The 12,880-nt window shown below is 70.1% G+C and carries 11 protein-coding genes and 1 riboswitch; of the genes, 10 read left to right on the top strand and 1 reads right to left on the bottom strand.

Going from position 1 to position 12,880, the window contains the following annotated elements; genetic code table 11:
- The first annotated feature begins 19 nt into the window (after positions 1-19).
- The 10 genes from ABIE44_RS07105 to ABIE44_RS07060 all read left to right on the top strand — a co-directional run bounded on the left by ABIE44_RS07105 (position 20) and on the right by ABIE44_RS07060 (position 12,174).
- The gene (locus ABIE44_RS07105) at positions 20-829 is read left to right on the top strand and encodes an SDR family oxidoreductase (protein ID WP_209720212.1); all 810 of its coding nucleotides are present in this window, start codon (positions 20-22) and stop codon (positions 827-829) included.
- Entirely contained in the window at positions 826-1,911 is a 1,086-nt protein-coding gene (locus ABIE44_RS07100) for an NAD(P)H-dependent amine dehydrogenase family protein (protein ID WP_209720215.1), read from the top strand. The genes ABIE44_RS07105 and ABIE44_RS07100 overlap by 4 nt, the downstream gene beginning before the upstream one ends.
- A 7-nt stretch (positions 1,912-1,918) precedes the next feature.
- Positions 1,919-3,013 carry an MBL fold metallo-hydrolase gene (locus ABIE44_RS07095; RefSeq protein ID WP_209720218.1) on the top strand — a complete coding sequence of 365 codons (1,095 nt, stop codon included), beginning with the start codon at positions 1,919-1,921 and terminating at the stop codon, positions 3,011-3,013.
- A gap of 6 nt (positions 3,014-3,019) precedes the next feature.
- Positions 3,020-3,133, top strand: a riboswitch (TPP riboswitch).
- Positions 3,131-4,210: a thiamine ABC transporter substrate-binding protein gene (locus ABIE44_RS07090; RefSeq protein ID WP_209720220.1), complete on the top strand. Its 1,080-nt coding sequence runs from the start codon at positions 3,131-3,133 to the stop codon at positions 4,208-4,210. It overlaps the preceding riboswitch by 3 nt.
- 37 nt (positions 4,211-4,247) lie before the next feature.
- On the top strand, positions 4,248-5,885 hold the full coding sequence (locus ABIE44_RS07085; RefSeq protein WP_354437907.1) for an ABC transporter permease: 1,638 nt from the start codon (positions 4,248-4,250) through the stop codon (positions 5,883-5,885).
- Position 5,886: 1 nt separating this feature from the next.
- Positions 5,887-6,939, top strand: a complete 1,053-nt coding sequence (locus ABIE44_RS07080; RefSeq protein ID WP_209720223.1) for an ABC transporter ATP-binding protein — start codon at positions 5,887-5,889, stop codon at positions 6,937-6,939.
- Between the two features lie 3 nt (positions 6,940-6,942).
- On the top strand, positions 6,943-8,088 hold the full coding sequence (locus tag ABIE44_RS07075; RefSeq protein WP_354437906.1) for a phosphatase PAP2 family protein: 1,146 nt from the start codon (positions 6,943-6,945) through the stop codon (positions 8,086-8,088).
- A 117-nt stretch (positions 8,089-8,205) separates the two neighbouring features.
- Positions 8,206-9,477, top strand: a complete 1,272-nt coding sequence (locus ABIE44_RS07070; RefSeq protein WP_209720225.1) for a C40 family peptidase — start codon at positions 8,206-8,208, stop codon at positions 9,475-9,477.
- A gap of 38 nt (positions 9,478-9,515) precedes the next feature.
- Positions 9,516-11,507 (top strand): acyl-CoA dehydrogenase family protein, encoded by a 1,992-nt coding sequence (locus tag ABIE44_RS07065; protein WP_209720228.1) that lies wholly within the window; start codon positions 9,516-9,518, stop codon positions 11,505-11,507.
- The gene (locus ABIE44_RS07060) at positions 11,500-12,174 is read left to right on the top strand and encodes a class I SAM-dependent methyltransferase (RefSeq protein ID WP_209720231.1); all 675 of its coding nucleotides are present in this window, start codon (positions 11,500-11,502) and stop codon (positions 12,172-12,174) included. The genes ABIE44_RS07065 and ABIE44_RS07060 overlap by 8 nt, the downstream gene beginning before the upstream one ends.
- A gap of 190 nt (positions 12,175-12,364) precedes the next feature.
- Here the strand turns inward: ABIE44_RS07060 and ABIE44_RS07055 are convergent, their stop codons facing one another.
- Positions 12,365-12,862 carry an inorganic diphosphatase gene (locus tag ABIE44_RS07055; protein ID WP_502912755.1) on the bottom strand — a complete coding sequence of 166 codons (498 nt, stop codon included), beginning with the start codon at positions 12,860-12,862 and terminating at the stop codon, positions 12,365-12,367.
- Positions 12,863-12,880: the final 18 nt, after the last annotated feature.

Below are 12,880 nucleotides of genomic sequence, written 5' to 3'. Positions count from 1 at the left end.
AACACGTTACAGTCCCGGCATGAGCATCCTCGATCGCTTCAAGGTCACCGACCAGGTCGCCGTCATCACCGGCGCGGGCCGCGGGATCGGCGCCGGCGCGGCCGTCGCCCTCGCCGAGGCCGGCGCGGACGTCGTCATCTCCGCACGCCACTCCAAGCAGCTCGCCGAGGTCGCCGAGAAGGTCGAGGCAGCCGGTCGCCGGGCGCTGGTGGTCAAGGCCGACCTCAGCGACCTCGAGCAGACCGCGGCGCTCGCGCAGAAGGCGTACGACGAGTTCGGCCGCCTCGACATCGTGGTCAACAACGTCGGAGGCACGATGCCGCTGCCGTTCCTCGACACCGACGAGGACTTCCTGGTCGACGCGTTCAAGTTCAACGTCGCGACCGCGCACGCGCTCACCCGGGCGGCCGTCCCGCTGATGCTGAAGGGCGAGAACCCCGGCGGCTCGATCGTCAACATCTCCTCGGTGATCGGCCGCGTCTCGGGCCGCGGGTACGCGGCGTACGGGACGGCGAAGGGGGCCCTGTCGCACTGGACCCGACTGGTCTCCAAGGACCTCGCCCCGCTGATCCGGGTGAATGCGATCGGTACGGGTTCGATCATGACCAGCGCGCTCGACTACGTCGCCTCGGACGAGGCGGTGATGACCGAGCTCGCCGAGAAGACCACGATGCAACGGGTGGGACAGGTCGAGGACATCGCTGCTGCGGTCGTCTACCTGGCCAGCCCGGCGGGCTCGTTCCTGGCCGGCAAGATCGTCGAGGTCGACGGAGGTCTCGACATCCCGAACCTGGACTTCAAGCTCCCCGACCTGGAGCCGCAGGCATGAGCGCGGACAGGAAGCGGGTCGTCGCCTGGTCGACCGGAACCATCGGTCGGCACGCCCTCGCCGGCATCGACGCCCGTCCGGACCTCGAGCTCGTCGGCCTGTGGGTCTCCAACCCCGACAAGGTCGGTCAGGACGCCGGGCGTCTCGCCGGGCTCGACCGCGACCTCGGCGTGCTGGCGACGAATGACAAGCAGGCGCTGTTCGACCTGAAGCCGGATGCCGTCGTGCACTCGGCGATGACCGACGACAGGATCTTCGACGCGCTCGAGGACCTCGTCGAGATGGTCGAGCACGGCATCAACGTGATCTCGTCCGGGCCGGTCGTGCTGACCTTCCCCGACGGCGCGGGCCTGGACTCCTACGTCGACCGGATCAACGCCGCCGGTGCCGCGAACGGCGCGAGCCTGCACGTGAACGGCATCGATCCGGGGTTCGCCAACGACGTGCTGCCGCTCGTGATGACGTCGCTCTCGCAGCGCATCGACAAGGTCGTGGTGAGCGAGATCTGCGACTACTCGACCTACTACCAGCCGGTTGTCATGCAGGACCTCTACGGGTTCGGTCGACCGATGGACTATCCCGCGATGCTCTGGCAGCCCGGCGTGCTGACTGCGGCCTGGGGGCCGGTCGTCCGCCAGATCGCCGCCGGCCTGGACCTCGAGCTCGACCCGGTGCTCGAGGAGTACCACGAGCGGATCCCGTCCGAGGTCGACCTGAAGATCGACTCGTGCGACGTCCCGGCCGGTTCGATGGGCGCGGTGAAGTTCGGTGTCATCGGGACCGTCGACGGCGTGCCGCGGGTGCAGCTCGACCACGTCACCCGCACCAACCCCGCCCAGGGTCCGCAGTGGCCGCAACCGGCCGAGGGCGACGGGGGCTACCGGGTGGAGATCTTCGGCGAGCCGATGATGAAGGTCGACTTCAACCACCACGGTGAGCACGGTGACCACAACGTGTCCGGGATGATCACCACGGCGATGCGGCTGGTCAACGCGGTCGGCGCGGTCTGCGACGCCCCTGGTGGTGTCGTCGTGGCCAAGGACCTGCCCCTGATCACCGGTCGCGGCCTGGTCAGTCGATGATGGTGGTATGACCGACCACGTCGCAGCAGGCCAGACGTCCCGCCAGACCAGCCCCGACTCGGGCGCCCTCTGGACCGAGCCGGGCGCCTGGACGGTGGCTCCGGGTGTCCACCGCATCCCGCTGCCCCTGCCGATGGACGGTCTGCGCGCGGTCAACGTCTACGTGATGGAGACCGACAGCGGTCTCGTCCTGGTCGACGGCGGCTGGGCGATCCCGGAGTCGCGCTCGGTCTTCGACGCCGGGCTCAAGAAGCTCGGCTACACGGTCAAGGACATCCAGCGGTTCCTGGTGACCCACATGCACCGGGACCACTACACGCAGGCCTGGGTCGTCGGGCAGGAGACCGGCGCCGAGGTCAGCCTCGGCATCGGCGACAAGGCCACGATGGACCTGATGCACGACGAGACGCTCAGCGTCGACCCGAACCTGTCCCGGTTGATCGCTGCCGGCGCGTCGGACCTGGTCGACCTGTGGCGCGACAACATGCCGCGCGAGGACCAGCCGGTCAACAACTACGGCATGCCGGACGTCTGGCTCGACCGCGACCTGGTCATCGACGTCGGCGGGCGCCCGATCGACGCGATCGCGACTCCCGGGCACACCCAGGGCCACTACGTGTACGCCGACACCGGCGGCGGCTTGCTGTTCGCCGGTGACCACGTGCTCCCGACGATCACCCCGTCGATCGGTTTCGAGCCGGCCTGGGTGGAGAACCCGTTGCGCGACTTCCTCGACTCGCTGGAGAAGGTCCGGTCGATGCCGGACATGCTGCTGCTGCCCGCGCACGGCCCGATCGCTCCGAGCTCGCACCGCCGCATCGACGACCTGCTCGCGTTCCACGACGAGCGCCTCGACCTGTGCAAGGACGCGGTGGCCGGCGGTGCCACCACGGCCTGGGACGTGGTGGCCGAGCTGCCGTGGACCCGGCACAACCGGACCCGTGCCGAGCTCGGTCCGTTCGACGCCGTCCTCGCCGCGTTCGAGGTGCTCGCCCACCTGGAGCTGCTCGCGCTCAAGGGTGACCTGGTGCGCACCGACGACGCGGAGGGCACCCGGTCCTACACGATCCCCCCGGTCATCGAGCCTGCCGAGATGCACTAGCCTGGAACCTCACGACAGGGGAGCGCCCTGCTTTGTCTAGGCGCTGAGAGTGCGGAACAGCCGCAGACCCTTGAACCTGCTCCGGTTAGCACCGGCGAAGGAAGTCGAAGGAGAGTCATGCGTACTCGTACCAGGTCCAGCCTGCTCGCCACCGGGGCCCTCGTGCTCGCGGTCCTCGCGGCGGGCTGCGGAAGCAGCACCGACGACAAGCCGCTCGCGGCCGACGAGCTGCGGGGATCCACGATCGTGGTCGCCTCGCACGACTCGTGGGCGATGTCGGACGACGTGATGGCGAAGTTCACCGAGCAGACCGGCATCAAGGTCAAGATCGCCACCAACGGCGACGCGGGGGCGCTGACCAACAAGCTGGTGCTCACCAAGGACGACCCGATCGCCGACGGCGTGTACGGGATCGACAACACCTTCGCGACCCGGGCGATCGACGAGGACGTGCTGACCCAGTACGCGCCCCTGGTCTCCCCGGCAGCGATCGCGCCGTTCCGCCTCGAGGGGCAGACGAAGTCGTTCCTGACCCCGGTCGACTACAGCGACGTCTGCTTCAACGTCGACGACGCCTGGTTCGCGGAGAACAAGGTCACCCCGCCGGCGACCCTCGACGACCTGGTGCTCCCGAAGTACAAGGGCCTCACCGTGGTCCCGGGTGCCAGCACCTCCTCGCCCGGCCTGGCGTTCCTGCTCGCCACGATCGGCGCCTACGGCGAGGACGGGTGGAAGGGCTACTGGCAGAAGCTGCTCGACAACGAGGTCAAGATCGACGCCGGCTGGAGCGACGCCTACGAGGTCGACTTCTCCGCCGGAGGAGGCAAGGGCGACCGGCCGATCGTCCTGTCGTACTCCTCCTCGCCGCCGTTCACGATCCCCGAGGGTGGCACGAAGCCGACGACCAGCGCACTGCTGGACACCTGCTTCCGCCAGGTCGAGTACGCCGGGGTGCTGAAGGGGGCGAAGAACCCGATCGGGATGCAGAAGTTCATCGACTTCATGATCGGCGACGACTTCCAGGCCGCGCTGCCGGACAACATGTTCGTCTACCCGGTCAACACCGCGATCAAGCTGCCGGCTGGTTGGGCCGAGTACGCGCCGACGGCGAAGAAGCCGATCAGCGTGCCGGCGGCCGACATCACGAAGAACCGCACCGCGTGGCTGCGCGACTGGCGGGACCTGACGACACGATGACGGTGCCTGGTCGTCGAGCCTGGCGAGACGCCTGACCGTGCCACGGCGGAGTCTCCTCGCCACCGCAGCACTCGCTGCGGTGCCCCTGGCCGTCCTGGGCGCGTTCTTCCTCTACCCGGTCGCCGGGATGATCGGTCGGGGGTTCTGGCCGGACGGTTCGTTCGACCCGGGCAGCGTCCTGGAGGTGCTCGGACGCGACCGAGTGCACCGGGTCCTCTGGTTCACCGTGTGGACCGCCGGTCTGGCGACGCTGCTGGCCGTCGTCCTCGGCGTCCCGGTGGCCTTCGCCCTGCACCGGATCCGCTTCCGCGGGCAGGGATTCCTCCGGACCCTGATCGTCGTGCCGTTCGTGATGCCGACCGTCGTGGCCGGGGTCGCCTTCCGCCAGCTGATCGCGAGCTCCGGTCCCCTCGGCGGGCTGCACCTCGACGGCACGCCGACCGCGATCGTGGCGGCGCTGGTGTTCTTCAACGTCAGCGTCGTGGTGCGGACGGTGGGCTCCTTCTGGGAGGGCCTGGACCGGCGTACCGAGGAAGCGGCGGCCGCGCTGGGTGCCCCGCCGCTGCGGGTGTTCGCGACCATCACGCTGCCGGCGCTGTTCCCGGTGATCGCCTCAGCGGCGAGCGTCGTCTTCCTGTTCTGCTCGACCTCGTTCGGGATCGTGCTCACCCTGGGTGGCCTGCGCTACGCCAACGTCGAGACCGAGATCTACCAGCTCACCACCCAGGAGCTCGACCTGCAGGCTGCCGCCGCGCTCTCGGTCCTCCAGATCGTCGTGATCACCGGGCTGCTGGCGTTCTCCTACCGGGTACGCCGCAACGCGCCGGCCGTGAGCCGGGCGGCCGGTCGGCTGCGCCGCCCGGGGCTCCACGACGTCCCGGTGCTCGTCTGGTCGGCGGTCGTGATCGGGCTGCTGGTGACCCCGCTGCTCACCCTCGCGCACGGATCTCTGCGGGTCGACGGGAGGTGGAGTCTCGACAACTACCGGGCGCTGCAGACCACCGGGGACGACAACGCGCTGCTGGTCACCGCGACCAGCGCCCTGGTCCGGTCCTTCGAGGTGGCCGTGCAGGCGGCCGGCCTGGCCCTGGTGCTGGGCACGCTGGTCGCGTTCCTGGTCTCCCGCCGTCCTCGGTCACGCTGGACGCGGCGGGCCTCCGGTCTCTTCGACGGCATCTTCATGCTGCCGCTCGGGGTGTCCGCGGTGACCCTCGGTTTCGGGTTCCTGATCACCCTGGACAGTCCGCCGCTGGACCTGCGGACCTCCTCCCTCCTGCTCCCGATCGCGCAGGCGATGGTGGCGCTGCCCTTGGTGGTGCGCACCGTCGCTCCGGTACTGGCCTCGATCGACCCGCGGCAGCGCGAGGCCGCCGCGTCCCTGGGTGCTGGGCCGCTCCGGGTGGCACTGACCGTCGACGTGCCGCACGCCTGGCGCGCCCTGGTCGCCGCGACCGGCTTCGCGTTCGCCGTCTCGCTGGGCGAGTTCGGGGCGACCAGCTTCCTCGCCCGCGACGACGCCCCGACGCTGCCGGTGGTGATCTTCCGGCTCATCGGACGTCCGGGCGCGGAGAACTTCGGCATGGCCCTGGCCGGATCGGTGGTCCTGGCGATCGCGACGGGGGTGGCGATGCTCCTGGTCGACAAGGTCCGGGCCGGCGCTGTGGGAGCGTTCTGAGATGGCGGCGCCGGATCAGAGGCTGGAGGTGCGCGACCTCGTCGTGCGTTTCGACGACGAGTCGGGTGCCGCGGTCACCGCGGTCGACCGCGTCGACCTGGACGTCCCGCACGGCTCGATCACGGCGGTCCTCGGACCCTCGGGCAGCGGCAAGTCCACCCTGCTGCGTGCCGTCGCCGGGCTCGAGAATCCGGCTGCCGGCTCGATCACTTACGCCGGCGAGGACCTGGCGCGAACACCGACCCACCGTCGCGGGTTCGCGCTGATGTTCCAGGACGGCCAGCTCTTCCCGCACCAGAGCGTCGCCCGCAACATCGGTTACCCCTTGCGGATCCGGCGCTGGTCACGGTCGAGGACCGTCGATCGCGTCGGCGACCTGCTCGCCCTGGTCGGCCTCGTCGGCTACGGGGACCGGGCGACCGCCACGTTGTCCGGAGGTGAGCGGCAGCGGGTCGCCCTGGCCAGGTCGCTGGCCGTCGAACCCCGACTGCTCCTGCTCGACGAGCCGTTCAGCGCGCTCGACCGCGATCTCCGCGAACGGCTGGCTGTCGAGGTGCGGGACATCCTGCGTCGGGCCGGCACCACCACCGTGGTCGTCACCCACGACCACGAGGAGGCGTTCGCCGTCGCGGACCGTCTCGCCGTGATGCGCGACGGCCGGCTGGTGCAGACCGGCGACCTGGCCGAGGTGTGGGCGCACCCCCGCGACGCGTGGACGGCGACCTTCCTCGGCTACGACACGGTGCTGGGCGGCGGGGCCGCGAACGTCGTCCGAGGGCTGGTGGCGCCGGAGGCCGAGTGGACCGAGGTCGCGCTGCGGCGCTCCGCCCTGGTCGTCGACCCGGCCGGGAAGCTGACGGGCACCGTGCTGGCGGTCCGCGGGACTCCGGAGACGGTCCGCCTCGAGCTCGACGTCGACGGCATCGGAACGCTGGCCGGCGTGGCCGAACCGAGTCAGGCGGTCCGCGTCGGCGAGCGGGTCAGGCTACGCGTCGTGAGCGACCGCCTGGCGGCGCTGGGCGGACGAATTGGCGACCGCCTAATAGACTCCTGATCCGTGACCCTGTCCCCTCCCTCCCCGAAGGCCGCTGAAGCGACCCCGGAGCGGCGGAAGCCCGGCCTGGCCCAGCGCCACGGGTACGCGATGCTCGTCTCGATCGCGGTGATCATGGGCGGGCTCTGCATCATCTGCAGCCAGTCCCTCGACATCCCCCTGCGCGACCCCGACGGTTTCCTCGGACCGGCCTGGATCCGGCTGCCGCTGCTGGTGCTGGGCGCCTTCGTCGCCGACGTGCTGCCGCGGACCCTGTTCCGTGCGCGCGGCAACCCGGGGCGGTTCAAGGCGGAGGCGTCGCTGCTGATCCGCGAGCACTGGACCAAGGAGCGGATCAAGCTCGTCACGATCGGTCTGATCAGCTTCTACGTCACCTACGTCAGCTACCGGAACCTGAAGAACTTCCTGCCGTTCATCATGGCCACCGACGGCAAGCCGACGAAGTACGACCAGGCGCTGCACCGGATGGACGAGGCGATGCTCTTCGGCCACGACCCGTCCTCGCTGCTGCACTCGATGCTCGGCACCGGCATCTCGGCGCACGTGCTGTCGTACATCTACCTGATCTTCCTGCCGATGGTGCCGATCTCGGTGGTCATCTGGGCCGTCTGGTCGCGCAACGTCAGCTTCGGCTACTGGTTCATCACCTCGCAGTGCATCTGCTGGTCCCTCGGCACGCTGAGCTACTACGCGATCCCCACGCTCGGCCCGAACTTCTTCTTCCCGTGGCTCTACACCGACCTGCCGAACACCGGCGTCGCGCAGCTGCAGGACGCCCTGTTCAACGGACGTCAGAACATCTTGTTCGACCCGTTTTCCAGCGGCGTGCAGTCAGTCGCGGGCTTCGCGTCCCTGCACGTCGCCATCACGGTCTCGCTCGCCCTGGTCGGGCACTACACCCTGCGCAGCAAGTGGCTCCGGATCACGCTGTGGATCTACTCCGGCACCACCATCCTGGCGACCACCTACTTCGGGTGGCACTACATCGCCGACGACATCGCCGGCCTGGCCATCGCGCTCACCGCGGTGTACCTCGCAGCACTCGGCACCGGGCAGAAGTTCGACCGCCGCGGGCGCAGCTCGCACCCGACCACGGCCACCGCCGAGGTGCCGATCGACGACGAGGATCCAGGCCTCGGCAGGGGCTGAAGAATTACAAGTTTGTAGTTCTGTGACTCCTGTTCCCCATGTGACTGATGGGGTTTAACGTCGAGGGGCGCGCCTGGATCTCGGGCGCGAATTCCCCCACCAGACAAGGCCGATCCCGTGCGCCGAAGCGTCCGAGCCGTGCTCGCCTGCAGCGTCGCTGCGGCGACGGTCGTGGGGTTCTCCGCGGTCGCTGACGCCGACCGCAAGCCGGTGCCGACGAAGGCTCAGGTGGACGCCGCCAAGGCCGCTGCTGCCCGCAAGGCCGGTGACGTCTCGGCGATCCGTGCAGAGCTGGTGGTCGCGCGCACGAAGCTCGAGGCCGCGGCGGCCAGGGCCGAGCAGGCGGCCGAGGCCTACAACGGTGCCCGGTGGCGTCTCCAGGAGGCGACGACGGCGTCCCAGAAGGCGACGGCCGCGGCGAACGAGGCCAGCAAGAAGGTCGCGGACCAGAAGGCCGGGATCGCCGCCCTGGCGACGCAGAGCTTCCAGAGCGGCGCCGACCTGGCCGGCATCACGGCGTACCTCTCTCCGGGCGGCCCGGAGGAGATCGCCGACCGGATCAGCATCACCCAGAGCGTCGGCGCCACCCTGCAGGACCAGTTCGACGCGTACGCCGCCGCGGACACCCTGGCGAGGACCACGCGCGCCCGGGCGGACGAGGCCAAGCGCGACCAGGAGGCCCTCACCGCGAAGGCCGCGTCCGCCCGCGACCGGGCCGCCGCCTCGGCCAACGCGGCGCAGGCCGCTGCGTCAGCCATCGCCGAGCAGCGCCGCCGGCTCATCACCGAGCTCGCGAAGGCCCAGAAGATCTCGGTCGCGCTGGCCACCCAGCGCCAGAACGGCCTCGAGCAGATCGCCCAGGAGAAGGCAGCCAGGGCCGCCGCGGCGAAGGCGCGGGCCGAGGCAGCAGCAGCGGCCGCCGCCGCAGCGAAGAACGACAAGAACGACGGCAAGAACGACAGCGGCAAGGGTGGCGGGAAGGATGGGTCCTCCGACGACGAGCCCGCCGACCCGCCGCCGGTCAGCACCAGCGGGGCGGCGGCCAAGGCGATCGCGTTCGCGCGGCAGCAGCTCGGCGAGCGGTACCAGTGGGCGGCGGCCGGCCCTGACGCCTGGGACTGCTCCGGTCTGACGATGATGGCCTGGCGCGCTGCCGGCGTCGCGCTGCCGCACTTCTCGGCAGCCCAGTACGACGCGACCCGGCACATCGGCGTCAACGACCTGCGACCCGGCGACCTGGTTTTCTGGGGCGACTCCCCGGGTTCGATCCACCACGTCGCCCTCTACCTCGGCAACGGCCAGATCCTGCACGCTCCACGCACCGGCCGTCCGGTCGCCATCGACTCGATGTACTACTGGGTGCCGCCGAACTACTTCGGCCGCCCCTGACCCTCCTCAGCCAACCGGTGGGCTGGCAGAGTGAGGCCATGGCCGACATCGCTGAAGCCCCGCCCGTCCCGGTCGTCGACGTCCCGGCGCTGACCGCGCTGCTGGACGGCACCTACGCCGAGGTCCGCGCCCTCACCCGCAAACGGCTCGTCGAGTACGCCGGTGTCCTGGAGGACCAGCGCGAGATGGACAGCGCCGCGTTCCGGGAGCGGGTCAAGGAGGTCGTGGTCGAGCTGGCCGGGACCGGGCAGACCGGGCTCGGCTTCCCGACCGAGTACGGCGGCGGGGGCGACATCGGCGCCTCGATCGCTGCCTTCGAGACGATGGGATTCGGGGACCTCTCGGTCCTGGTCAAGGTCGGCGTGCAGTTCGGTCTGTTCGGCGGCGCGATCCTGCAGCTAGGCACGAAGCGGCACCACGACGCCTACCTGACCGACCTGATCAAGGCCGACCTGCTCGGGTGCTTCGCGATGACCGAGACCGGACACGGCTCGAACGTGCAGGCGCTCGGCACGGTGGCGACGTACGACCTCGAGACCCGCGAGTTCGTGATCACCACGCCCGACGACCACGCCCGCAAGGACTACATCGGCAACGCCGCCGCGCACGCCCGGCTGGCGGTCGTCTTCGCCCAGCTCGAGATCGGCGGTCGGTCCGAGGGCGTGCACGCGTTCGTCGTCCCGATCCGCGACGAGGACGGGAACGTCCTGCCCGGCGTACGGATCGCCGACGACGGACGCAAGATCGGCCTCAACGGCGTCGACAACGGTCGGATCTGGTTCGACGGTGTCCGGATCCCGCGCGAGAACCTGCTCAACCGGTACGCCGACGTCACCGAGACCGGCGTCTACACCTCCGAGATCGACAACCCCGACCGGCGCTTCTTCACGATGCTCGGAACCCTGGTCCAGGGGCGGGTCTGCGTCGGCGGAGCCGGCATCAACGCGAGCAAGGTCGCGCTGGCGGTGGCCACCAGGTACGCGCTGGGGCGCCGCCAGTTCGGGAACCCCGGCGGTGGCGAGGAGATCCTGCTCGACTACGGACTGCACCAGCGCCGGCTGTTCCCGCTGATCGCGCGGACCTACGCACTGCACTTCGCGCAGGAGGTCCTCGCCGGCGAGCTGCACGCGGTCTTCTCCGCCACCGAGCTGGTCGACGAGCGCACCCGGCGGGCGCTGGAGTCCCGCGCCGCAGGGACGAAGGCCCTCGGCACCTGGCACGCCTCGGAGACGATCCAGGAGTGCCGCGAGGCGTGCGGGGGAGCGGGGTACCTCTCGGCGAACCGGTTCGACGCGCTGCGGGCCGACACCGACGTGTTCACCACCTTCGAGGGCGACAACCACATCCTGCTCCAGCTGGTCGCCAAGGGTCTGCTCACCGACTACTCGTCGTCGTTCGGCGAGCTCGACCAGCTCGGCATGGTCCGGTTCGTGGCCGGGCTGGCCGTCGACACCGTGATCGAGCGGACCGCCGTGCACAAGCTGCTCGAACGGATCAAGGACGTCGTGCCGGGGTGGGACGACGCCGAGTCCAAGGGGGACGTCGACGCCGGTCTCCTCGACCCGGAGTACCACCTGACGATGTTCCGCTGGCGCGAGGAGCACATGCTCTCCGGCGTCGCCCGCAGGCTCAAGCGCGGCATGGACAGCGACATGGAACCCGCCGAGGTGTTCAGCCGCTGCCAGGACCACGTGATCGGCGCCGCCCGGGCGCACGTCGAGCGCCTGGTGCTCGAGGCCTTCGTCGCCAAGGTCGCCGCGATGCCCGAGGGCGGCAACCGCACGGCGTTGAACCTGCTCTGCGACCTGTACGCGCTCACCACGATCGAGGCCGACCGTGGCTGGTGGATGGAGCACGGCCGCCTGTCCTCGCAGCGTTCCAAGGCCATCAGCCGCGAGATCGGCGACCTCTGCCGCAAGGTGCGGCCGATGGCGGAGTCCCTGGTGGACGCGTTCGCCGTCCCGGCCGAGATGCAGGCGGCCGAGATGCTGGCGCCGGGGACGCGGGAGGGGGACAGGGCCGATGCTTGAGAAGCTGCGGGTGCCCGGACTCGGCGGCTGGAGCGAGGACCCCCTCTGGGCCTCGTTCTACGACTGGTCGGTCGAGCACCCCCGTGCCGGGGGCGCGGTCTGGAGGCTCGGGATCGGCAGCGACCTCGGGCTGCTGTACGCCGCGGCCGCGGAGATCGGTCGGCAGCCCGCGGGTTCGGCCGTCCTCGACGTCCCGTGCGGCGGGGGCGTGGCACTGCGCGGTCTGCGCCGCGGTCAGGGGATCCGGTACGTCGCCGCCGACATCGCCCAAGCCATGCTCGACCGGACGATGGAGGCGGCCCGCGAGCGCGGTGTCGCCGACCAGGTCGAGCCGGACATCGCGGACGTCGGCGACCTGCCGTACGCCGACGGGGAGTTCGACCTGGTGGTCTCGTTCACCGGCCTGCACTGCTTCCCCGACCCGCACCTCGCGGTGCTGGAGATGGGGCGGGTCACCCATGCTGGTGGTGTGCTGACCGGCAGCGCGCTGCTGAACGACACGGGACTCCGGACGCTCCCGATCCGTCAGGTCGGCCGGTTCTCCGGACTGCTCGGGCCGAGCGCCACGAAGGCGGAGGTCCGGGCGTGGATGGCCGAGGCAGGGTTCACCGACGTCACGCTGCGGATGTCCGGTGCGATCGGTTACTTCCGCGGGGTTAAGGCCTGACCGGTCGCCGAGCGGCCCCCGGTCGTCGAGCAGCCCGGTCGTCGAGCGGCCCGGTCGTCGAGCTTGCCGAGACGTGGTGAGGTCGGCGCGCACGTCGCCACATCTCGACACGCTCGGTTCGCGGCTTCGCAGGCTCAGCCGCGACTCGCTGCTCGATGGTCATCGAGCAAGGCCGCTGACGCGTCCTTGCTCAGTGCCCGCCGGCGTTCTTGAAACGCTCGAAGGACGCCTTGACCTCGGCCTCGGCCTCGGTGCGACCGACCCAGTTGGCGCCCTCGACGGACTTGCCGGGCTCGAGGTCCTTGTAGACCTCGAAGAAGTGCTGGATCTCGAGGCGGTCGAACTTGGAGACGTGGTTGATGTCGCGCAGGTGCTCCAGGCGCGGGTCGTGCGTCGGGACGCACAGGACCTTGTCGTCACCGCCCGCCTCGTCGGTCATCCGGAACATGCCGATCGCGCGGCACTTGATCAGGCACCCCGGGAAGGTCGGGGCCTGCAGGATGACCAGGGCGTCCAGCGGGTCGCCGTCCTGCCCGAGGGTGTTCTCGATGTAGCCGTAGTCCTCGGGGTAGGCGGTCGAGGTGAAGAGCATCCGGTCGAGGTAGATCCGGCCCGACTCGTGGTCGACCTCGTACTTGTTCCGCGAACCCTTGGGGATCTCTACGAGAACATCGAACTCCACGGTGATTCCTTCCGAAGAATGCTG

The sequence above is a fragment of the Marmoricola sp. OAE513 genome, assembly GCF_040546585.1.
GTDB lineage: Bacteria > Actinomycetota > Actinomycetes > Propionibacteriales > Nocardioidaceae > Marmoricola.
This window is presented reverse-complemented; position numbering and strand designations above follow the sequence as displayed.

Coding starts and splice junctions, on each gene's coding strand:
- ABIE44_RS07095 (WP_209720218.1), top strand. CDS start 1,919: ATGACCGACCACGTCGCAGCAGGCCAGACGTCCCGCCAGACCAGCCCC.
- ABIE44_RS07105 (WP_209720212.1), top strand. CDS start 20: ATGAGCATCCTCGATCGCTTCAAGGTCACCGACCAGGTCGCCGTCATC.
- ABIE44_RS07100 (WP_209720215.1), top strand. CDS start 826: ATGAGCGCGGACAGGAAGCGGGTCGTCGCCTGGTCGACCGGAACCATC.
- ABIE44_RS07060 (WP_209720231.1), top strand. CDS start 11,500: ATGCTTGAGAAGCTGCGGGTGCCCGGACTCGGCGGCTGGAGCGAGGAC.
- ABIE44_RS07080 (WP_209720223.1), top strand. CDS start 5,887: ATGGCGGCGCCGGATCAGAGGCTGGAGGTGCGCGACCTCGTCGTGCGT.
- ABIE44_RS07090 (WP_209720220.1), top strand. CDS start 3,131: ATGCGTACTCGTACCAGGTCCAGCCTGCTCGCCACCGGGGCCCTCGTG.
- ABIE44_RS07065 (WP_209720228.1), top strand. CDS start 9,516: ATGGCCGACATCGCTGAAGCCCCGCCCGTCCCGGTCGTCGACGTCCCG.